Here is a 20564-nt window from a genome sequence, read left to right on the forward strand (position 1 = left end):
TGCGGTGACCCTGCCTGGGCCACCGGATGCCTCAGCCGCGGACAAAGCAAAAGGGCGTAGCGAATGACCGACGACGACAGGGCGGCCCGAGCCCAGGCCTTCGGGCAGCGCGTCGCTGAGGCGGCTCGGTCGGCCGGCTACGACATCGACAGCCCGCGCGGGGGCGGGAAGAAGGAGCTGGCGCGCCGTACCGGGATGACACAGTCCAGCGTCGGGCGGATGCTGGCGGGCCAGACCATGCCGGACGCATACCGCCTCGAGGCCCTGGCCAATGCGGTCAACATGCCTGTCGAGGAACTCCTCGTCCTGCACGGCATCATCAGTCCCGAGACGAACCTCAGCGAGGCGCCACGCAAGAACCTGACGGTGCCGGAGCTCGCCGAGATGTGGGGGATCACAGACCCGCACCGAGTGAAGTTTCTCGGCGCACTCGTCGACTTCCTGCTTGAAGAGCAGCGCCGTTCCGACGTTATGCGCTGACCCTGCCGGTCCGCCGAGTTTGTCGCCGCCGCGGAGTAGCGTGGTGGCTGGAGCCCCTGCTGTACGTCCCCCGTCAGCAGGGGCTCTGTCGTGCCACACTGAAGTCCTGTTGCGCGAGGCGCCGGTGACGGGGCTACGTGCCGTGCACAGTGGCGATGGCCCACCGAGGCGCGACCGCCAAGACCGACCGCCCGCCCCTGCTACCGGGGCGGGCGTTCGTGCTATGCGCGGCCGGGCAGGTCCGGGTCTTCGCCCCCGCCGGGCAGGACGTTGTGCCCTTCGGACCAGTGGTTCACCCACCCGCAAAGGGGGCACGAGTACCGGCCGTCGATGCCGTAGATCTCAGTGCCGCAGCGGGTGCATTCGGTTCGCGTGATTTCCGAGCTGTCAGGCTCGGCCGGCCGTCCGGTCATGGTCGGACCCTACCGTCGGGGGTGGGTGGGGTGGTGGCGATGGGCCCGCAGTTCGGGCAGAGCCATTGGCCGTTCGGTCCTTGCTGTGCCGAGCCGCCGCATCGGGGACAGTTCACGCCGCACCTCCTGGGACTCAGGGTGTCGTACCCGGCGGCCAGTCGCCGGACGCGCGCTCGATGTTTTCCCGCCACACGTCTATGCCGATGGCCGGATCCGGGCGCATGCTGTGCGCACCACGTGGTGGCCCTGCCTCCCCGTCGGGGCTGCCACTACCCCCTGCCCCGCCCGGATCCGTCCCGGGCGGGGTGTCGTCCCTCCCGGCTTCCCCACGGGAGGGCAGGCGCATGTCGCGCTACATGGCTTCCTGTTGACGCTCCTGCGCCTTCGCCTCGCGGATGTCACGAACGCTGGCGGTCAGGGTGCCGTCCTGCTGCTCGTAGTGGGAGAGGGCGAGTCCGAGTCCGAAGAACGTGGGCGCCCATTCGCCGACGAAGATGCCCCACCGGTCGGCGCGATCGAGGCCGGCGCCCGGCTCGACTTTGAGGGACGCTGCCCAGGTGAAGATGGAAAAGCCGATGGACATGAAGGCTGCGGTGTAGGCGTGTTCGCTGCGGAAGCCCTTGTCGTGCAGCATCTTGATCATCGTGTCTCCCTGGTGTGTGGGGGTCAGGGCGCTTTCACCAGGGTCACCCGGTTGGCGGACGCTCGCACCTGGAGCCGCCCTCAGCCGAGGATCCCGCCCCCGGTCGACCGACCGGGGCGGCTTTCTGTTGTAGACGCCCTGGACACGGGCCTGTTTCGGGGGAGCAGCTGGGGAGAATCTGGGGAGGGGGAGTGGATGGGGAGTCTCAGAATTCCCCGGATCCACCTCGGATCAACCCATCATCGGAACACAACGGAACCGATCGGAACGCAGGTCAGGGGGTTGTCGGTATCCCGCGCCGACGTCTGCCCTGTACCAACAATCTCCGGGGTCAGCTCTTCACCGACTACAACCTGCTCGCGGCGGGTCGGTGATCGTGGCACTGCCGACGCTGATCGTGTTCCTGCTGCTGCAGCGGCACTTCATCGAGGGTCTGACGCTCGGCTCGACCAAGGGGTGAAAGCGGGGCCCTCCCGGGCATGGCTTCCCCGGCGCTGCCGGGGAAGCCGCTATGAAACCCTCATGAGCTTCGGCAAAGACCCCGCAGACTTCAGCCTTGCCCTCACCGAGGTGATCAAGCGCGACACCGGCGTGACCGACCCCGGCCGGAACGAGGTGAAGATCGGCCTGCGTCTCCTGGACTTCCTGTACATGACGATCGGGGCAGTGAACCTTCTCGGGCTGCTGCGGTGCGCGGAGAGCGCAAGCAAGGCGTACCACCAGCCCGACCGCGGACCAGGCCCGTACAGCGACCACCTCGCCCGCGCCCTCGAACACAGCGGATTCCCCGCTGACAACGGGCGTATGGAAGCCGCGCGGCACGTCTTCCTGGAGCTGCATCGCGTCACGGGTCAGGAGGACTGCGACCTGCTGATCAGGTGGGGCATCGAGGCCCTGAAACCGGAACCGGCATCAGTGTGAGCGGACGAAGGGGGAGGGGCCGGTGCCGGGGCGTGACGGGCTCTGCGCCCCGGCGGAGACGGTTCGACGGATCGCCTCCGCGGGGCTGACGTCGGTCTTGACCCAAGGGGGAAAGAGCCGGAGCGGGCACGGCGGTCACGGGTCGGCCGGACGTGGCGCCCCGCGGCGCCCCGGCAGACACGCGGACGGATGACGGTCGTGACAGGACGACCACGCAGGACGCGGCCTCTTCCCGTTCCGGGTTTCCGTGGCAGGGTGTTGCGGGCAATCCACTGTGGGCAACAGAAGAGGGGGAACCGTGATCGTCTGGATCAACGGTGCGTTCGGAGCGGGCAAGACCAGTACCGCGCGCGAACTGATCGATCTGATCCCGAACAGCACACTGTTCGATCCCGAGCTCGTCGGCGACGGCGTCCGATGTCTGCTGCCGCGGAAGAGGCTCGACGAGGTCGACGACTACCAGGACCTCCCGATCTGGCGGAGGTTGGTCGTGGACACGGCGGCCGCACTGCTGACCGAGCTCGGCGGCGTACTGGTGGTGCCGATGACGCTGCTGCGCCAGGAGTACCGCGACGAGATCTTCGGCGGTCTCGCCTCCCGCCGCATTGCCGTGCGCCATGTGTTGCTCTGCCCGGACGAAACGATCCTGCGTGAGCGGATAGCCGGGCGCGAGGTGCCCGACACCCCTGACGGCGACCAACGCTTCCGGCAGTGGGCGTTCGACCACATCGAGCCGTACCGTGCCGCGCTCGGCTGGATCACCGGCGATGCGCACGTCATCGACACCAGCCGTATCGACCCGCACGAGACCGCGCGGCAGATCGCGACGGCGGTCCGGACCGGGGCGGCCGCCGCCTGCGAAATCGTCCAGACGCCTGAACCGACGTCCGAGACACTCGCCGCGGGCGTACTCCTCTTCGACGACCACGACCGCGTGCTTCTCGTCGACCCGACCTACAAGCCCGGGTGGGAGTTCCCGGGCGGTGTCGTGGAGCGCGGAGAGGCGCCGGCCCGTGCCGGGATGCGTGAGGTCGCCGAGGAGCTCGGCATCGAACTCGACGAGGTGCCGAACCTTCTCGTGGTCGACTGGGAGCCGCCCCGGCCGCCCGGATTCGGCGGACTTCGGCTGCTGTTCGACGGCGGTCGACTCCCTGAAGGCGACGCCGGCCAGGTGAGGCTGCCCGGATCGGAGCTGCGCGGCTGGAGGTTCGTCAGCGAGCAGGAGGCCGCCCAACTGCTGCCGCCCACCCGCTACGAACGGCTGCGCTGGGCGCTGCGGGCCCGCGAGCGCGGGACCGTACTCAACCTAGAGGCCGGCATCCCCGTCGGCTGACGCCAGCAGCAGGGCCGTGGCGTTTTCCGTCAGGGGGTCACCGTGCCCGAAGCAGACCGTGGACGGCGCGAGCGAGGCGAGGCGGCGCATCGACACCTGCGCCGCGGCCCTGTCGACATTGAAGACGCCCAGCATGACCTGGCCGACCCCGGCAACGCAGTCTCCTGTGAACAGCACGCCCTGGTACGGCAGATGGATGCCGATCGATCCGTCGGTGTGGCCGGGGGAGTGCACCACGACGGCCCCGCCGCCGAAGTCCAGCACGTCACCGTCCTCGAGCTCGCGGTCCACCCGGGTCGGCGGGGCGGGCGGGACCGTGAGCCCGCGCTCGTACAGCGGGACCTCCCAGTCCAGCAGCACGGGCTCGGGCACCGGCTCCTCGCCCCGTACGACCGGTGCGTCGAGGCGGTGCGCCAGCACCTCGGCGCCGTACCGCTCCGCCAGCTCCCCGGCCGCGCCCACGTGATCACGGTGGCAGTGGGTCAGCACGATCCGGCGAAGGCCGGCGGGATCCAGGCCCGCGCCCCGTATCGCCGACTCGATCAGCGGCGCGGAGTCCCGGTTCCCCGCGTCGATGAGCGTCAGTTCGTCCCCGTCGTGCCACAAGTACGCCTGACCGATCGGGAAACGGAACATGTGCAGCTGCGGCAGTACCTGAAGGAAGTCCATGCGGTGACCGTACCCACCGGCGCACGCCCGCCACCTGCAACTACGCTTGCCGCGATCTTCGCCGAGCGCTGAACCCGCCGCTCAACCCTTCTTGGACTCCGCGTAGTTGACCAGGAACAGCGCCTCGGCGACCGACAGCCGCTCCAGCTCCTTGGGCGAGACACTCTCGTTCACCGCGTGGATCTGCGCCTCCGGCTCGCTCAGCCCGATGAGCAGGATCTCCGCCTGCGGATACAGCGCGGCAAGTGTGTTGCACAGCGGGATCGAGCCGCCCATCCCGGCCGAGTGCATCTCCTCACCCGGGTACGCCACCCGCATCGCCTCCGCCATCGAGGTGTACGCGGGGCTGGTGACATCCGCCTGGAACGGCTGGCCCTGGCCGACCTGTTCCAGTGAGACGCGCGCGTTCCACGGCGTGTGCTTCTCGATATGGGCGAACAGCAGCTTGGTGGCCTCCGTGGCGTCCTGACCGGGCGGCACACGCAGACTGATCTGCGCACGGGCGCTCGCCGGGATGGACGGAGTGGCACCCGCCACCGGGTGGCAGTCTATGCCGATCACGGTGACGGCGGGCCGCGCCCAGATACGGTCGGCCACCGTGCCGTTGCCGGTCAGGCCCACACCCGAGAGGACCTTGGCGTCGCGGCGGAAGTCTTCCTCGGGATACTGCACCCCGTCCCACTGGGCCTGTGCCTCGAGCCCGTCGATCACCGTCGAGCCGTCCGCGGCGCGCAGCGAGTCCAGTACGCGGATGAGTGCGGCCAGCGCGTCCGGCGCGGCGCCGCCGAACTGGCCCGAGTGCAGGTTGCCCTCCAGCGTGTCGACCTGGACGCGGATCATGGTCATGCCGCGCAGCGTCGCCGTCACCGTCGGCAGGCCCACCCGGAAGTTCCCGGTGTCGCCGATCACGATGGTGTCGGCCGTCAGCAGGTCGGGGTGCGCCTCGGCGTACTGCTCCAGACCGCCGGTGCCCTGCTCCTCCGAGCCCTCCACGATCATCTTGACCGTCACCGGCACGCCGCCGTTCGCCTTCAGGGCGCGCAGCGCGAGCAGGTGCATGATGAAGCCGCCCTTGCAGTCGGCGGCGCCGCGCCCGTACCAGCGGCCGTCCCGCTCGGTCAGCTCGAACGGCGGGCTGATCCAGGCCGACTCGTCCAGCTGCGGCTGCACGTCGTAGTGCGCGTACAGCAGCACGGTCGGCGCACCCTCCGGGCCGGGCAGCAGTCCGTACACCGACTGCGAACCGTCGGGGGTGTCCAGCAGCGCCACGTCCTCGAATCCCTCGGCGCGCAGCGCACCGGCCACCCAGTTCGCGGCGGCCTCGCACTCACTGCGCGGCGCCACTGCCTCGTCCGCGACCGACTGGAAGGCCACCAGCTCCGTGAGCTCCGCCTTGGCGCGGGGCATCAGCGAGGCGATGGTCTCTGCGATCGGATTCGCGGTCATGGGCACGCTCCTTGTGGGTGCGACGTTGTGCGAGGTGTGCACGCAATGGGTGTACAGCAAAAGTGTGGCCGATCCTCCCACAGGGGGAGGGACCGGGCCGCGCCGTAGGATGCGGACTGAGCATGGCCACAGGGCGGATCGGGAGCAGAAGTACATCGTGAGCAGCGAGAACGATGCCACCGGAGCAGCGGCGGCGAATGAGCTGGGCGACCCCGCGGTGTGGGACGTCGTCGTGGTCGGCGCAGGCCCTGCGGGCGCCTCGGCGGCCTATGCGGCCGCGGTCGCAGGCCGCAGGGTGCTGTTGCTGGAGAAGGCCGAGCTCCCCCGCTACAAGACCTGTGGCGGAGGCATCATCGGCCCCTCGCGCGACAGCCTTCCGCCTGGCTTCGAACTCCCGCTGCGGGACAAGGTCCATGCCGTCACCTTCTCCCTGAACGGCAGACTGGCCCGCACCCGGCGCTCCAAGCGGATGCTCTTCGGGCTGATCAACCGCCCCGACTTCGACGCCGGGCTCGTCGAGCAGGCGCAGAAGGCGGGCGCGGTGCTGCGCACCGGCGAGAGCGTCTCCCGCGTCGAGCAGCACGGCCCGGCCGTCCCCGACCGGCGCACGGTGGCCGTGGTGCTGTCCGGCGGCGAGACGGTGCTGGCGCACGCGGTCGTCGGTGCGGACGGCAGTGCCGGCCGGATAGGCGCTCACGTCGGGGTGAAGCTGGATCAGGTCGACCTCGGCCTGGAGGCGGAGATTCCCGTTCCCGAGACGGTCGCCGAGGACTGGGCAGGGCGCGTCCTGATCGACTGGGGCCCGATGCCGGGGAGCTACGGCTGGGTGTTCCCCAAGGGACGCACACTGACCGTCGGCGTGATCTCGGCGCGCGGTGAGGGTGCGGCCACCAAGCGCTATCTGGAGGACTTCATCGCCCGGCTGGGGCTGGCGGGCTTCGAGCCCGCGATCTCGTCGGGCCATCTGACGCGCTGCCGCAGCGACGACTCGCCGCTGTCGCGGGGCCGGGTGCTGGTGTGCGGTGATGCCGCAGGACTGCTGGAGCCCTGGACCAGGGAGGGCATTTCCTTCGCGCTGCGGTCGGGGCGGCTCGCGGGGGAGTGGGCCGTGCGTATCGCCGAGGCCCATGACGGCGTGGACGCCCGTCGGCAGGCGCTGAACTACGCCTTCGCGATCAAGGCGGGGCTCGGCGTGGAGATGGCGGTCGGCCGGCGGATGCTCGCCGTGTTCGAGCGCAGGCCGGTACTGCTGCATGCGGCAATCACCGGTTTCCGTCCGGCGTGGAAGGCGTTCGCGGACATCACCCGCGGGTCCACGTCGCTGGCCGGGCTGGTGCGGACGCATTCACTGGCCAGGCGGGCGCTGGACACGCTGGACAAGCGGGCATAGCCGGGGCCGTCAGGCCTGCCGATGGCTGCCTGCCCGGCACCTGGCCCCGCCGGGCAGCCTGCCGATGGCTGCCTGCCCGGCACCTGGCCCCGCCGGGCGCCGACCGGGCGGGCGCTGCCCGGCAGGCGAGCCGCGGCCTTCGTCCGCACGGAGCGCAGAGCTACTCCCATGCCTCCGCCGGCCGGCGGGCTGCGGCCACGGTGCCGTACGTGGACCAACCGCCGACAAGTACGACGCGCCTTTTCGGGTTCGGTGCCCCGAGGCCCGAAGCGCCGGCACCGCGTAGCCCCGCCGGACCGTCGCGTACCTTGACCGCGTGGACGAAGAACCGGTGGTCATCACGCTCACACACGATCAAGCGTTCGTACTCTCGGACTGGCTCCATGAAGTGATGATGAAGTCCGGCAAGCTCGATGCGATCGTCCCGGATCGTGCTGTCTGGTCAGGTATCTACGCGATCTCCGGCACCCTGGACAAGTCGCTCGTCGAGATCTTCATGCCTGACTATGCCCGTCGTCTGGAGCAGGCGCGGCAACGTTTGCTCGACGTCATGGGTGGCGACGAGGAGGAAGAGGCGAGCGAGAGCGAGTCAAGAGTGCCGTCCGGCGACGACATCGGCTGACACCAGCACTGCCGCTCGTCGGCGAATCCCGCTGGGCTCACGCGGCAGATGTGCGCAGCGCGGGGCCGCTCTCCGCCAGGAGCGGGATCGCCTCCGCCAAGCCGTCCGGCAACCACTCGGCGGGCGACTCGACCGGGTCAGCAGTCGGCAACTGACTGAGCCGGAGCGACGTTCACTTCGTGACGGTGATACGGAAGACCGGGTGCTTGTGCGCGGCGGCGAGCAGTTCCTCGTCCGTCGACTTCGCGTTGACGTCACCGAAGAAGCGGCCGACTTCCCAGCCCCAGCGCTCGAGGTAGCGGCGCAGCAGTGCGGGCTTATCTTCGTCCGGCAGCTCCACCGCCGTGAACTGCTGGGTCCTGCGGCCGACTTGGAGCTGCCCGCCGCCCGCGGCCCGCAGATTGCGCACCCACTGGGAGTGTCCGCGGGCGGAGATCAGATACGGGCCGCCCTCGTAGGGGAGCGGGTTTACTGGGATGCGCCGCCATTCGCCGCTGGAGCGGCCGCGGACGGAGAGCTCCGCGGTGCCCATGACGCTGACGCCGCGGCGGGTGAGCCAGCCGATGAACGTGTTCACGACCGTGTCGAACCGGTTGGGCCGGATGTAGTGCGTCTGCGGCATGACTGTCTCCTGTCGGGGGACCCGGCGATGTCGTGAGAGCACTGCTCTCTCTTAAGAGCAGTGTGCACTCGACGGGTGCTCAAAAGCAAGAGCAATGCTCTCGTTATTGGTCAGTGCTCCGAATCGTGAGAGACTGTTTCGCATGAGCACCATCCGGGGGGCCAGGGAACGGGCCCGTATCGAAGTGACCGCCGCCATCAAGGAGGAGGCGCGCAAACAGCTGGCGCGCGAGGGGGCCGCCAAGCTCTCGTTGCGCGCCGTCGCCCGCGAGCTGGGCATGGTCTCCTCCGCCCTCTATCGCTACTTCCCGAGCCGTGACGATCTGCTGACCGCCCTGATCGTCGACGCGTACGACGCCGTCGGCGCCGCCGCCGAGTCGGCCGTGGCGGCTGTCCCCGACCGTGGCGACCCCCTCGTCCGCTGGGGTGCACTGTGCTCCGCCGTGCGCGGATGGGCTCTCGACCACCCCCACGAGTACGCGCTGATCTACGGCTCCCCGGTCCCCGGCTACCAGGCCCCCAAGGACACCGTGGGCCCCGCCTCCCGCGTCGGACTCGCGCTCATCTCGATCGTCCGCGACGCCCATCGTGCGGCCGGCATCGCCCTTCCGCCCCTCACCCCCCGGCTACGGCCCGAGGCGGAGCGCCTGGCCGCCGACCTGGCCCCGGATCTGCCGCCTGCCGTCGCCGTGGCCCTGGTCGCCGCCTGGTCGGAGATCTTCGGGCTGATCTCCTTCGAGATCTTCGGCCAGTTCCATCGCATCGTCGAGGACCGGGAAGCCTTCTTCGCCCATGCCACCGACCGCCTCGCGCACGAGGTCGGACTGCGGCCCCGGCACGCCGTCGGCGGAGGGGCGACGCTCACACCCGCGGGCGGGAGCTGAAGGCGTGAACGGACGGCGGTCCGCCGGCTTGTCGACGCCGATGTTCCCGTACAGCCGGCCGATGCCGCTGTTCCCGTGCAGGACGTCGATGCCCCTGCCTCCGTACGGGACCGGCGAAGGCCGTCGCGGCCTCTGACGCGGCCGCCGCTCCCGGGGCCGTACTCCACCGGGAGTACGTGTGATCGCCACGCTCGGCTGACGCCCGCGTGTCCCGACCCCGTCTAGCGTGGCCGTATGGAAGAGCAGCGCTCACGTATCTGCGGCGGTCCTCCCTGGTCACAGGGCGGGCCACCGCGGTTTCGGCACTGGGAGCAGCGGCGCGAGGGCGGGCGGCTGCCCTGGCTGTCGACCCTGGCGCTGACGGTGTTCGTCATGGTCGGGACGCACTTCGCCGCGCAGGGCCAGGACCGGGAGCCCCTCGACGCCTTCGCGCGTGTCCTGCTGCTCGTCGGCCCGGCGCTCTGCCTGTTCCGCCACCGCTACCCGGTCGCGGTGCTTCTCGGCGTCGCCGCCACCGCGTTCGTGTACTTCGCGGGGGGATACCCGTACGGGCCGGTCTTCCTCATCATCGCCGTGGCCGCCTTCGCCGCCGTCGTTTCGGGGCACCGGCGGGCCGCCTGGTGGACGCTCGGAGTGCTGTGGGCCGGGCATCTGCTGATCGCGCACTGGCTCTACCGTTCTCTGCCGCCGGGCACCGACGACGCCGCGCCCTGGGCGCAGGAGTTGGTCATCACCGCCTGGGTCGTCGCGATCCTGGCGGCCGCCGAACTCGTCCGCGTACGCCGCGAGGTCTGGGCCAGGGAGCGCGCCGAGCGTGCCGCGGCCGAGCGGCGCCGCGCCGACGAGGAACGGCTGCGGATCGCCCGCGAGCTGCACGACGTCCTCGCGCACTCCATCGCCGTCATCAACGTCCAGGCCGGGGTCGGCCTCGCGCTGCTCGACAGCGATCCGGAGCAGGCCAGGACCGCCCTGACCACCATCAAGGCGGCGAGCAAAGAGGCGCTCGGCGAGGTGCGGCAGGTGCTCGACACCCTGCGCGCGCCGGGCGCCGCCCCGCGCGCCCCCGCCCCTGGCCTCGCGCGCATCCCCGAACTGGTCGAACAGGCGGCGAGTACCGGCCTGCGCGTCGATGTCGCCGTGGAGGGCGAACCCCGGCCCCTGTCACCCGGCGCCGACCTGGCGGCGTTCCGTATCGTCCAGGAGGCGCTGACGAACGCCGTGCGGCACTCGGGCTCCCGTACGGCGCGGGTGCGGATCGTCCACACGCCGGGCGGCTTGAGCCTGCAGATCGACGACGAAGGGCCGGCCACCGGTTCGGACGCGGGTGGCAGCGGCAACGGCCTGGCCGGAATGCGGGAGCGGGCCGCCGCCCTCGGTGGCACGATCGAGGCGGGTCCGCGGCCGGACGGCGGCTTCCGGGTACGGGCCGATCTGCCCGTGCAGCAGAAGGAGACGACGTGATCCGCGTACTGCTCGCCGACGACCAGATGCTGGTCCGGGCAGGCTTCCGGGCCCTGCTCGACGCCCAGCACGACATCGAGGTGGCGGGCGAGGCCTGCGACGGCGAGGAGGCGGTGCGCCTGACCGGTGAACTGCGCCCGGACGTGGTCCTGATGGACATCCGGATGCCGGTCCTCGACGGCTTGGCCGCCACCCGCCGGATCACCGGGGACGAGCGGCTGCACGAGGTCAAGGTGGTCATGCTCACCACCTTCGAAATCGACGAGTACGTCTTCGAGGCCATCCGCTCGGGCGCCTCCGGCTTCCTGGTCAAGGACACCGAACCGGAGGAACTGCTGCGCGCCGTACGGGCGGTGGTGGAGGGGGACGCGCTGCTCTCGCCGGGCGTCACGCGCCGCCTCATCGCCGAGTTCGCGGCCCGCTCGAAGGCGCCGGCCGATGCCGAGGGCCTGAGTGAACTCACCGAACGGGAACGCGAGGTGATGGCACTGGTCGGCATCGGCCTGTCCAACGAGGAGATCGCCCGCCGGCTTGTGGTCAGCCCGCTCACGGCGAAGACGCATGTGAGCCGCACGATGGTGAAGCTGGGTGCGCGCGACCGAGCCCAACTCGTCGTACTCGCCTATGAGTCGGGGCTGGTGCGGCCCGGCTGGCTGGGCTGATCGGGAGTGCGGGCGAACCGCCAGAGCACGTGCACGACGCGCAGCACGAAAGCGACCGCACCCACGACCGCGCCGCCGACGACCAGTCCTCGTTCCGCGGCGTGCGGCAGGGCGAACACCGTCGTCGGTCCGGCGATCCCCAGGAACGTCAGCCCCGCGACCACGAACCCGCTGACCAGCGCGTAGCCGATCTCGACCGTGATCGCGTCCCGTTCTGCCTGTGTACGTCGCTCCATGTCCGCAGTCTCACAGGGCGACGGTCGGCGGACAAGAAAGCCACTACCGCTCCAAGTTGCCCGCTGGGCGGGTGGCCCTTGCTCTCATGTGTCCCTGCCGCTCCGTGCGCGGACCCGTCGCTGTCGGGGAAGACATCGCGGACGAGGGGGTACTCCTGCTCCATGGAGCCGCCGGCCGAGCACGTCGCTCGCCGTCCCAGCCGCCTGCCAGGGACTCAGTCACTGATGGCAGGTCCCCCAGCACGCTGGAGATCATTTACGGGACAACCCCTGCCCGGTTGCCGCGGCGCAGGCCGATGAGCTCGGCGACCGTGTCCAGCCAGCGTGCGGCGCGCGCCTCGTCATCCGGTGTGCCGGCGACGTGCGCGGCGGTCTCCAGCCAGTCCCGCAGGCATGCGGACGCGGCACCCGACGGCAGGGGCTCGGCCAGCCCGGCCGCGTACGCGAGGCCGCCGGCCCGGACGATCTTCGCGACGTACGTCACCGAGCGCGGCAGCACTCCGAGCCGGTCGAGGGTGACGGCGGCGGCGATCGCACCGTCGCCGAAGAGCGCGGTGCGGAACGTGTCGCGGCTGAGGCCGTGGCGCAGCAGTGCCTCGATGTCGGTTGCGGCGAGCACCTCGTCGTCGGTACGCGGGGAGGGGTCGTGGACCATCGTCGTTCCGTTCCGGTCCGGCTCAGCGGACGGTGATCGTATAGAGGTAGTAGGCGGGTTCCTGGTCCGCGTTCTTCGGGGTGCTCGTGGCCGTCGGGACCGGCGACGCTGCGACCTCGTCGGCGCTGCCGCACCGGGCGTAGGGGCAGAACAGCAGCTTCACCGTCGCCCTCCCGGGCGAGAGTGCCGTGAAGTCGAAGAACTGGGCTCCGTCACTGGCACTGTCGTCCTCGCGGAAGCCCCGGTACTCCAGGACTGCCGGGTCCGGACTCGGATCCGCCAGGTACCAGTTCTGGCCGAGCTCCGGGCTGGCCGGGACCTTCAGCGTGAACTGCTCGCCATGGTCGACCGAGATGGTCCGCTCGTCGGTCTCGTACTCGGAGGCGCCGCAGCCGGTGAGGACGAGGAGCAGGGCGGCCAGCACGGGCGCCGTACGCAGAGAAGAGCGCATGGACACCCTCAGTTCCGCTCGATGTAGACGGTTTCGACATCGCCGTGGTGGGCCTTGGAGTAGCGGTCATCGGTGGCCGCGCTGAGGTCGCCGTTGATGAAGTCGTCCTCGCTCACCCACGCGGTGGTGCCCCAGGGGTTGTAGACCTGTAGCTTCCCGTCCTCTTGCCCGACGATCACCAGGCTGTGGCCGACCCAGTCGCCGTTCTCGTCCTTGCGGGAGATGTTGATGGGGACCGGCCTGCCATCGGCCACTGACTTCTCGATGTCGGGCAGGACACCGCGCCGGTCGTCGGCGCCGTCCATCTCCTGCGTGTCGTACTTGCCGCCGGTGTGCGGGCCGATCTCCTTGTTCGAGATCTCCTCCTGCCCGTCGGAGTCCATGCCGGCAGGGTGGCGGTCCCACCACCAGCCGTCGTAACCGCCGTCGCCCTCCTCGTTCATCCGGAACTGCTCGTCGTGCAGGCGCTCGCGGAAGTGATCGGGGTCATTGTCCTGGCCGTCGGGACCGCCGGTGAGCTCGAGGGCGTAAACCGGGTCGACCAGGGCGCGCGCGGTGACCGTCGAGGACGGCACACACGTCGCGTCGTCCTGGGACCAATTCTCGTCACCGAACTTCTGGTCCTCCTTCCCCTTCCGCCCCGGGGTCATGCCGGTGGTGATCGGCGTCAGGTGCTGCTGGAGCCACGCCGGGTCCTTGCCGTGGATCTTCCCGCCGAACTCCTCGACCTCGCCGATGCCGTAGCCCGCGGCGAGGGCCTTCATGAGGTACGCCTTCTCCTGCGGGCTTGACGCGCTCACCAAGAGGATCTCCATACGGGTCTGCTCGGCGGTCGAGAGCCTGTCCATGGCGCGGCCCGAGCGTTCGAGGTCGTTGGCGCTGAGGATCTCGTTCAGTTCGGCGTCGCCGCGGACGTTGCCGGTGTCGGCGAGGGCGAGGCGGTCGGCGGCGGTCAGTTCGTCGGTGTCCATCTGGCCGGCCCGGGCCTCGGCGGCGAACTTGTTGAGGTCGCGGGCCGCGACGCGGGCGGCGTCGTCGGCCTCGGCGGCCGCCGTGTGCAGGTCGTCGACGCCGTGGGAGGCCAGCGAGCGGGCTCGCAGGCGGAGTTCCTCCTCGTCGTCGTCCTCGTGCCAGTCGTCGAAGAAGCCGTCCTTGCCGCCGAGCATGGTGCGGGCCTCGCGCAGCTTGCCGCGGCCGGTGCCGTCCTTGGTCTGCGCGGTCTCCAGCGCGTCGGACAGCGCGATCAGCGCCTTGCCGCCGCCCTGGAACGCCTTGATCATCTGCTGGGCGTCGCGGGAGGCGGCGCCCACCACGTCGGAGGCGAGGACGCTCGTGTCGCCGACCCAGACCTGCGGAAGACCCCTGCGGGCGATCTTGTTGATCCGCTCGCTCACCGCGTCGGCCTCGTCGGTCCGGCCGGTGTAGCGCTTGCCCAGGGCCTCGATCACCTTCGGGTCGCCGACCGGTGCCGAGACGCCGAGGGCGGCCTCGATCGCGTCGATCAGGTCGTTCTTGCTGCCGGCCGAGGAGATGCGCTCGCGCAGCCCGTCGAGTTTCTGCCTGCGGTCGTTCGTGGATTCCGTCATGGACGCGTGCCCCGTCAGTAGGCGGTCAGCGCGGACGGGCGCTGGGCGTGGGCCGGCATCGTGCTGACGCCCGCGTCGGCCGCCGAGCCGACGGAGACGGAGCGGGCTCCCGTACGGACACCGATGTCGGAACCGCGGTACGCGTGGCTGGAGAGGCGGACCTTGTCCGCGAGTTCGTGCAGAGCCGCTTCGAGGACCTTGGTCTCGGCCTCCCAGGCGGCCGCGAACGCGTTGAACGCGGGTCCGGTGTCGGAGCCGCCGAGGGCGTCCTGCGTGTAGCACATCGTGCCGGCGACGGCCTTGCGGATCTTGCCCACGTCGTTGCCGGAACCGTCCAGTTCGCCGGCCTGGCCCGACATGCCCTTGTGCCCGACCTGGTAGCCCTCCGCAGAGGTCATGGCCTTCCCCCGTTTCCCGCGTCCCCGACCCCGACGCACTTTCCGGACAGGGAAATTCGGCCAGGTCACAACCGTCAGGAAGTTAGCAGAACACTGCCATGGACACGCCCGGCGCCACAGGTTCCCCACAGGGCTCCCGCGTATGTGCGCCCGGCGACGAGCGTCGCGCTCACCGCAGAAGCACGCCTTGCGGCGGGGGACTCCGTCGATGCGGCCGGTTCATGAGACCGCTTCCTGGTACTGCCCGGAAAGTCGAACTCGCCGTCGACGGTACGGAACAGGAACAGCGCGTCGCTGTTGTAGCCCTTGTCCGCGGTGTACTCGATCGTCCGGCTGATGCCGCGCTGACCGACCTCGGCCATGCGGCGCACGATCGCGCCCCGTTCCGCCAGGGGAGAGCCCTTCCTCGCACAGACCTCGGCCAGGAACAGCGCGGCGTCGAACGCCTCCGCCGCGTACCAGCCGCGGTGCTCGCCGAACCGCGCGCGGTACGCCGCGGTGAAGGAGCGGGCGTCGGCGTGGAGGTCGGATCGCCCTTGGGTAGCGCCCGGCACTGCCATCGGCACTGGCCCGTCGAGTACGGCGACGGTGCCCGGTGCGCTCCGGGCCGGCTGCTGTGCCTTGAAGCCCCGGCCCCATTGCTGTGGCCGGAACACGACCGCCCCGGCGCTGCAGCCGCCGAGCAGCACTGCCGCCGCGGCTCCTGACACTGCGGCCCTCAACCGCCAACTGCCTCTGTGCACGGTGCCGCCCATCGCCGCCCCCTGCGCGGCTGTGCCCCCGTGTGTGACCGGTGATCGTACCGAGGTGCGCAAGACGGGCGAGGTGGTTCCAATGCGTCTCTTCGGACAGGTCGGAACTCTTGACTCGAAGGATGAACTGGCCCACCCTGAACGGATGTTCAGAACAGATGTTCAGAACGCCCGCGAGCCTGCCGACGTGACGGTGATCGGCGGCGGTATGGCGGGCATGGCCACGGCGCTGCGGCTGCAGGCGGCCGGACTGTCCACGCTTGTGCTGGAGGCACACGGCCACGCGGGCGGCTGCGCCGGGTACTACCGGAAGCGGGGTTTCTCCTTCGACGTGGGCGCGACCACTCTGGTCGACTTCGGCCCCGGTGGTGTCGGCGGCGAACTGCTCGAAACCGTGGGCATACCGCCGCTGGACGCGCATGAACTGCCCGGCTACCGGGCCTTTCTGCCGGACCGTGAGGTCGTGCTGCACCGCGATCAGACCGCGTGGCACGAGGAACGGCTGCGCAAACTCGGCGACAGCGAGGACCATCGCCGCTTCTGGGCGCTGCTCGACCGACTGGCACACACCTTCTGGCAGGCCAGCCGCAGGGGCGTACGACTGCCGATACGCCGGCCCGCTGACGCCCTCCACGACCTGCGGGCGGTCGGCATACCCGGCGTACGGCTCGCCCGCCACCTGAACCGAACCCTGGGCGAGGCCCTGCGGGACCACTCCCTGCGTGGCGACGACGCGCTCGTGGGGCTGCTCGGCATGCTGGTCGAGGACACCGTGCACACGACGGTCGACGACGCGCCCCTCATCAACGCGGCGCTCGGGGTGACCATCCGGGGCGCGGGACTCAGCCGGCACACCGGAGGCATGCACGGATTCTGGCGCGTCCTCGTGCAGCACTACCGGGGCCTCGGCGGCTCGCTCCGGGTGGGCTGCCCCGTCGCGCGCGTCGAAGGCGGCCCCGGCGCCTACCGGCTGACCACCCGCCGAGGCGTCGTGCACGCCCGCCGTATCGTCTGCGCGGTCCCCGCCGCCACCACGGCGACGATCTGCGCAGGGCTCCCGGTCGCCCGCAGACTGCGGACGTACCTGGAACGGGACGCGGACGCGCTGGGCGGTGCGACCGTGGTCTTCCTCGGCGTACCCGAGTCCGAGGTGGCGGGCCAGGACCTCACGCACCATCAGGTACTGCAGGCGTACGACCGTCCCCTGGGCGACGGCAACAACATGTTCGTCTCCGTGTCCGCGCCCGGCGACGCGCTCAGCGCCCCGCCCGGCCACCGAGCGGTGATGATCTCCACCCACACCGACCTCGCCGCCTGGCGCGGCCTCGACCGGAGCGCTTACGAACAGCGCAAGAAGGAAGCAGGCGAAGAACTGGTGGCTCTGGCCCGGCGCGTGTACCCCCGCCTCGGAGAGCGAGCCGTGTTCGCGCAGACCGGAACGCCCCGCAGCTACGAACGGTTCGGCTTCCGTCCGGGCGGAGCGGTCGGCGGAGCGCGCCAGCATCTGCGCAACACCAACCAGCACGCCGTACCGCACGATCTCGGCGGCCCGGGGCTGTGGCTCGTCGGCGACTCGACCTGGCCCGGCCTCGGCACGGTCGCCTGCGTGCTGGGCAGCCGCATCGTCGCGGAGGGCATGCTGAGGGAGAAGGGACGGTCCCGATGACCCCGACCGATCCGGCCACAGGGCCCGAACCACCGGTCGTACCGCCCGCCGTGCCGCCTCGGACGGCAGGGGCCCCGGCACCGGGTCTGCCGACCCTGGCGGAGCTCGGCGAGGATCTCCTCGTCACCACACGCTGGCAGCGGATCGTCGCCCTGTCCCGTCCCGGCGTCGGAGTGCTGTGCTTTGCGGGCGCTGTGTGGCTGGGCTGGTGGTGGCTGACTCCCGTGATCGTCTTCGGCGTCTTCGTCGCCGTGGTGACCGTCACCCACGACGTCGTGCACCGCACGATCGGCCTGTCTCCCCGCGCCACCGACTGGGCGCTGTTCGCGATGGGGCTGGTCCTGCTGGAGAGCGGGCACGCCTACCGGTCCACGCACACCCAGCACCACCGGATCTTCCCGCACCCCGACGACCCGGAAGGCTACCCGGCCGAGCTGTCGCTGCTCGGCGCCGTCTGCTACGGCCCCGTGTTCCTCGTGCGCCTGTGGTTCTGGTCCTACCGGCAAGGACAGGACCGCCGTTGGCTCCTCGCGGAAGCCACGGCCCCGTTCGCCGCGCTCGGCGGGGGAGTGCTGCTCCTGCCCCACACGCCAGGAGTGCTGGTCTATACGGTGATGGCGATCGTCGGGAGCTGGGTGTACCCCCTCCTGACGGTGTACCTGCCGCACCACGACTACGGAGACACCCCGTTGACCCAGACCCGCACCCTGCGCGGGAGAATCATCCCCGCCGTCTTCCTGGAGCTCACCTACCACTTGGAGCACCATCTCTACCCGCGTGTGCCCAGCCATCACCTGCCGGAGCTCTCGCGCCGGCTCGAAGGCCACTTCGCCGCCCACGGGGTCCGGCCGGTGCGCGTTGTCTGACACACGTGACCGCGTCCTCGACGCGACCCTCGCCTGCCTGGTGCGCAACGGCTACGGAGGCACGACCGCGCGGGCGATCGCCCAGACCGGCGGCTTCGCCCCCGGAGTGATCTACTACCACTTCTCGGACCTGGACGATCTGCTGGTGGCGGCGCTGGCCCGGACCAGCGCATCCCGGATACGGCGCTATCGCGCAGAGCTGTCCGGGACGGACCGGGCCGTGCCCACGGTCGCACGGCTCCGCGAGCTCTACGACGAGGACACCGAAAGCGGGCACATCGCCGCCGTTCAGGAGCTGTACGCCGGCGCCAGGCCCGGGTCGAGGCTGGCCGCCCAACTGGCCCTCGAAACCCGGAACTGGGAGGCGCTGGCCGAGGAACTGCTGAGTGCGCTGCTGCGCGGCAAACCCCTCGCGTCCATCGTGCGCGTACCCGTACTGGCGAGCGCGTCCGTTGCGTTCTACCTCGGCATGGAAACCCTCACCCACCTCGACGGCGACCGCTCCCGCCCGGCGACACTCTTCGACCAGGCCGCCAGGCTCGCCGCGGTCTTCGACCGGATCCCTCGCCTGAACCGGCGGGCACGCCGGACTCGTTGAGCTTCCGGCGCCGGTCCGGCAGCCACATCGCGAGCCCGCCCGCAGCGGGCCGGCCACGTCGCGGACGCGGACCTCGTCCGGATCGCGGTGGGCTTCCCGGCGCTGTGAGTACCGCGAACACGCGGAGACCCCGACCCGCCGACGCAACCACCCAGGACGGGGCTGTGAGACAGGCACCGGCGGTGTCGTCAGTCCTCCTCGCGAGGAGGCATCGCCGCTGCTTCCCGCCCGGCCCTGCCCGCTTCACTGCCGGCAGTGCCGACAAGCGGAGGAGCCGCTTCACCACGCTGATACGGCTCGCGCCGCGGTGCGGACTTCGCCACCAGCACGCTGTGCTGACGGCGGCGCGTGCGCAGCCCTGTCAGCGTGATCAGCAGGCCGCCCGCCGCAACAACGGTGACCACCACGAGGCCGGGGCGGAAGCTGTCCAGCACCTCCTGCGGGGAGCGGCCCGTGTCACCACCCGCTGTGACGACCGCGGTGACGACGGCAAGGAAGATCGCGCCGCCGACCTGGATCGAGGTGTTGAGCAGTCCGGAGACCATGCCCTGTTCGTGGTCCTCTACGCCGTTGGTGGCCTGGATGTTGAGGGAAGGGAAGACCAATGCGCAGGCCGCGCCGAGCAGCAGCATCGACGGAAGGATCACCGCTGCGTAGCCCGGCGAGAGGTCGATGCGGAGGAAGAGCGCGTAGGCGATCACCAGGAGCGAGAACCCGGTGGCGATCACCCGCGGTGTGCCGAACCGGTCGACGACCGAGCCGATCTTCGTCGACGACAGGGCCACCAGCGCGCCCGCGGGCAGGAAGGCCAGTGCCGTCTGCAGGGCCGACCAGCCGAGCAGGGACTGCATGTACTGCGTGACGAGGAACTGGAAGCCGACGTAACTGCCGAAGAAGAACGCGGCGCCGAGGTTGGCCCGGATCTGGCTGCCCGAGCGCAGCACGCCCAGCCGGATCAGCGGGTGGGCGCTGCGCCGCTCGATGGTGGCGAACACGGTGAGCAGCGCGGCGGTGGCGAGGAACGACAGCAGGGTTCGGGCCGAGGCCCAGCCCGCCTCGGGAGCCTGGACGACGGTGAAGACGAGCAGCAGCATCGAGAGCGTGCCGGTGACGGCGCCCGGAAGGTCGTATCCCTTGCCGGAGTCCTCTCGGCTGCTGCGGGGGATCAGCCGGAGGCCGGCGATGAGCGCGATCAGGGCGATGGGCGCGGGCAGCAGCATCGTCAGCCGCCAGCTCACCTCGGTGAGCAGCCCGGAGAGCACCAGGCCCATCGAGAATCCGGTGGCGGCGCAGGTGGTGTAGATGGACAGGGCGCGGTTGCGCTGCGGGCCTTCCCTGAAGGTCGTGGTGATGATCGAGAGGCCGGCGGGTGCGGTGAAGGCGGCGCTCAGGCCCTTGATGAACCGGCTGGCGATCAGCAGCGGTCCGGAGTCGACGAGCCCGCCGAGCAGGGAGGCGAGCGCGAAGACGGCGAGGGCGATCAGGAAGACGCGGCGCCGGCCGAGGAGGTCGGCCGCGCGGCCGCCGAGCAGGAGGAGTCCGCCGTAGCCGAGGATGTAGCCGCTGACGATCCACTGCAGGGTCGAGGTGGACAGGCCGAGATCGGTGGCGATGGAAGGCAGGGCGACGCCCACCATCGAGACGTCCAGGGCGTCCAGGAACATCGCGGCGCAGAGCACGAGCAGCGTGCCCCACAGACGGGGGCTCCAGCGCTCCTGCGTATCGGGGACGGCGATCGGTGTGGTCATGTGCAGCACGCTACATGCACATGCATTCAATGCAAGTGCATTTAATTCTCGTGCAACAAAGTG

General features: G+C 70.5%; 22 protein-coding genes and 1 pseudogene. 12 read left to right on the top strand and 11 right to left on the bottom strand.

Translation table 11 applies throughout. The features are described 5' to 3' along the window. Nucleotides 1-63: 63 nt before the first annotated feature. Entirely contained in the window at nucleotides 64-480 is a 417-nt protein-coding gene (locus OHS70_RS32630; protein WP_328403441.1) for a helix-turn-helix domain-containing protein, read from the top strand. 765 nt (nucleotides 481-1245) lie between these two features. On the opposite strand, the gene OHS70_RS32635 is transcribed toward OHS70_RS32630, so the two are convergent. Beyond that, nucleotides 1246-1536: a hypothetical protein gene (locus OHS70_RS32635; RefSeq protein ID WP_328403443.1), complete on the bottom strand. Its 291-nt coding sequence runs from the start codon at nucleotides 1534-1536 to the stop codon at nucleotides 1246-1248. A 302-nt stretch (nucleotides 1537-1838) separates the two neighbouring features. On the opposite strand from OHS70_RS32635, the pseudogene OHS70_RS32640 reads away from it, so the two are divergent. The 3 genes and pseudogenes from OHS70_RS32640 to OHS70_RS32650 all read left to right on the top strand — a co-directional run. Next, nucleotides 1839-1996, top strand: a pseudogene (locus OHS70_RS32640) (carbohydrate ABC transporter permease); the annotation flags it as partial. A 62-nt stretch (nucleotides 1997-2058) separates the two neighbouring features. Then, nucleotides 2059-2457: a hypothetical protein gene (locus tag OHS70_RS32645; RefSeq protein WP_328403445.1), complete on the top strand. Its 399-nt coding sequence runs from the start codon at nucleotides 2059-2061 to the stop codon at nucleotides 2455-2457. A gap of 298 nt (nucleotides 2458-2755) precedes the next feature. Further along, a complete protein-coding gene (locus OHS70_RS32650; protein WP_328403447.1) occupies nucleotides 2756-3790 on the top strand; it encodes an NUDIX hydrolase in 1035 nt (344 codons plus the stop codon). On the opposite strand, the gene OHS70_RS32655 is transcribed toward OHS70_RS32650, so the two are convergent. Together OHS70_RS32655 and OHS70_RS32660 are read right to left on the bottom strand one after the other, a co-directional pair. Further along, entirely contained in the window at nucleotides 3764-4459 is a 696-nt protein-coding gene (locus OHS70_RS32655; RefSeq protein WP_328403449.1) for an MBL fold metallo-hydrolase, read from the bottom strand. The genes OHS70_RS32650 and OHS70_RS32655 overlap by 27 nt on opposite strands. An 81-nt stretch (nucleotides 4460-4540) precedes the next feature. Then, nucleotides 4541-5905, bottom strand: coding sequence for a dipeptidase (locus tag OHS70_RS32660; RefSeq protein WP_328403451.1), 1365 nt, complete (start codon nucleotides 5903-5905; stop codon nucleotides 4541-4543). A gap of 157 nt (nucleotides 5906-6062) precedes the next feature. On the opposite strand from OHS70_RS32660, the gene OHS70_RS32665 reads away from it, so the two are divergent. After that, on the top strand, nucleotides 6063-7295 hold the full coding sequence (locus OHS70_RS32665) for a geranylgeranyl reductase family protein (protein ID WP_443062685.1): 1233 nt from the start codon (nucleotides 6063-6065) through the stop codon (nucleotides 7293-7295). Nucleotides 7296-7611: 316 nt separating this feature from the next. Beyond that, on the top strand, nucleotides 7612-7917 hold the full coding sequence (locus OHS70_RS32670; RefSeq protein ID WP_328403455.1) for a hypothetical protein: 306 nt from the start codon (nucleotides 7612-7614) through the stop codon (nucleotides 7915-7917). 172 nt (nucleotides 7918-8089) lie between these two features. Here OHS70_RS32670 and OHS70_RS32675 read toward each other — a convergent pair whose 3' ends face one another. Further along, nucleotides 8090-8539 carry a nitroreductase family deazaflavin-dependent oxidoreductase gene (locus tag OHS70_RS32675; RefSeq protein ID WP_328403458.1) on the bottom strand — a complete coding sequence of 150 codons (450 nt, stop codon included), beginning with the start codon at nucleotides 8537-8539 and terminating at the stop codon, nucleotides 8090-8092. A 142-nt stretch (nucleotides 8540-8681) separates the two neighbouring features. On the opposite strand from OHS70_RS32675, the gene OHS70_RS32680 reads away from it, so the two are divergent. The 3 genes from OHS70_RS32680 to OHS70_RS32690 all read left to right on the top strand — a co-directional run bounded on the left by OHS70_RS32680 (nucleotide 8682) and on the right by OHS70_RS32690 (nucleotide 11545). Further along, complete coding sequence (locus OHS70_RS32680) at nucleotides 8682-9422, top strand: TetR/AcrR family transcriptional regulator (RefSeq protein WP_328403460.1); 741 nt, start codon at nucleotides 8682-8684, stop codon at nucleotides 9420-9422. 234 nt (nucleotides 9423-9656) lie between these two features. After that, on the top strand, nucleotides 9657-10883 hold the full coding sequence (locus OHS70_RS32685) for a sensor histidine kinase (RefSeq protein WP_328403462.1): 1227 nt from the start codon (nucleotides 9657-9659) through the stop codon (nucleotides 10881-10883). Then, nucleotides 10880-11545: a response regulator transcription factor gene (locus tag OHS70_RS32690; RefSeq protein WP_328403464.1), complete on the top strand. Its 666-nt coding sequence runs from the start codon at nucleotides 10880-10882 to the stop codon at nucleotides 11543-11545. Before OHS70_RS32685 ends, OHS70_RS32690 begins: the two co-directional genes overlap by 4 nt. Here OHS70_RS32690 and OHS70_RS32695 read toward each other — a convergent pair. The 6 genes from OHS70_RS32695 to OHS70_RS32720 all read right to left on the bottom strand — a co-directional run bounded on the left by OHS70_RS32695 (nucleotide 11506) and on the right by OHS70_RS32720 (nucleotide 15581). Continuing rightward, nucleotides 11506-11781, bottom strand: a complete 276-nt coding sequence (locus OHS70_RS32695) for a DUF6332 family protein (protein ID WP_328403466.1) — start codon at nucleotides 11779-11781, stop codon at nucleotides 11506-11508. The genes OHS70_RS32690 and OHS70_RS32695 overlap by 40 nt on opposite strands. A gap of 256 nt (nucleotides 11782-12037) precedes the next feature. Next, nucleotides 12038-12436 carry a hypothetical protein gene (locus OHS70_RS32700; protein ID WP_328403468.1) on the bottom strand — a complete coding sequence of 133 codons (399 nt, stop codon included), beginning with the start codon at nucleotides 12434-12436 and terminating at the stop codon, nucleotides 12038-12040. Between the two features lie 22 nt (nucleotides 12437-12458). Beyond that, on the bottom strand, nucleotides 12459-12887 hold the full coding sequence (locus OHS70_RS32705) for a protease inhibitor I42 family protein (protein ID WP_328403470.1): 429 nt from the start codon (nucleotides 12885-12887) through the stop codon (nucleotides 12459-12461). Between the two features lie 8 nt (nucleotides 12888-12895). Beyond that, nucleotides 12896-14473 carry a peptidoglycan-binding protein gene (locus OHS70_RS32710; protein ID WP_328403472.1) on the bottom strand — a complete coding sequence of 526 codons (1578 nt, stop codon included), beginning with the start codon at nucleotides 14471-14473 and terminating at the stop codon, nucleotides 12896-12898. A 14-nt stretch (nucleotides 14474-14487) separates the two neighbouring features. Further along, on the bottom strand, nucleotides 14488-14871 hold the full coding sequence (locus tag OHS70_RS32715) for a hypothetical protein (RefSeq protein ID WP_328403474.1): 384 nt from the start codon (nucleotides 14869-14871) through the stop codon (nucleotides 14488-14490). 74 nt (nucleotides 14872-14945) lie between these two features. Then, nucleotides 14946-15581 carry a hypothetical protein gene (locus OHS70_RS32720; protein ID WP_328403476.1) on the bottom strand — a complete coding sequence of 212 codons (636 nt, stop codon included), beginning with the start codon at nucleotides 15579-15581 and terminating at the stop codon, nucleotides 14946-14948. A gap of 187 nt (nucleotides 15582-15768) precedes the next feature. On the opposite strand from OHS70_RS32720, the gene OHS70_RS32725 reads away from it, so the two are divergent. Genes OHS70_RS32725 through OHS70_RS32735 form a run of 3 tightly spaced genes read left to right on the top strand, consistent with a single transcriptional unit; the run spans nucleotide 15769 to nucleotide 18753 of the window. Then, entirely contained in the window at nucleotides 15769-17289 is a 1521-nt protein-coding gene (locus tag OHS70_RS32725) for a phytoene desaturase family protein (protein ID WP_328403478.1), read from the top strand. Next, entirely contained in the window at nucleotides 17286-18155 is an 870-nt protein-coding gene (locus OHS70_RS32730; RefSeq protein ID WP_328403480.1) for a fatty acid desaturase family protein, read from the top strand. The genes OHS70_RS32725 and OHS70_RS32730 overlap by 4 nt, the downstream gene beginning before the upstream one ends. After that, nucleotides 18148-18753, top strand: a complete 606-nt coding sequence (locus OHS70_RS32735) for a TetR/AcrR family transcriptional regulator (RefSeq protein WP_328403482.1) — start codon at nucleotides 18148-18150, stop codon at nucleotides 18751-18753. Before OHS70_RS32730 ends, OHS70_RS32735 begins: the two co-directional genes overlap by 8 nt. Nucleotides 18754-18941: 188 nt before the next feature. Here the strand turns inward: OHS70_RS32735 and OHS70_RS32740 are convergent, their stop codons facing one another. Then, a complete protein-coding gene (locus OHS70_RS32740; RefSeq protein WP_328403484.1) occupies nucleotides 18942-20501 on the bottom strand; it encodes an MFS transporter in 1560 nt (519 codons plus the stop codon). Nucleotides 20502-20564: the final 63 nt, after the last annotated feature.

Origin of the sequence: Streptomyces sp. NBC_00390 (assembly GCF_036057275.1) — a bacterium.
Classification (GTDB): domain Bacteria; phylum Actinomycetota; class Actinomycetes; order Streptomycetales; family Streptomycetaceae; genus Streptomyces.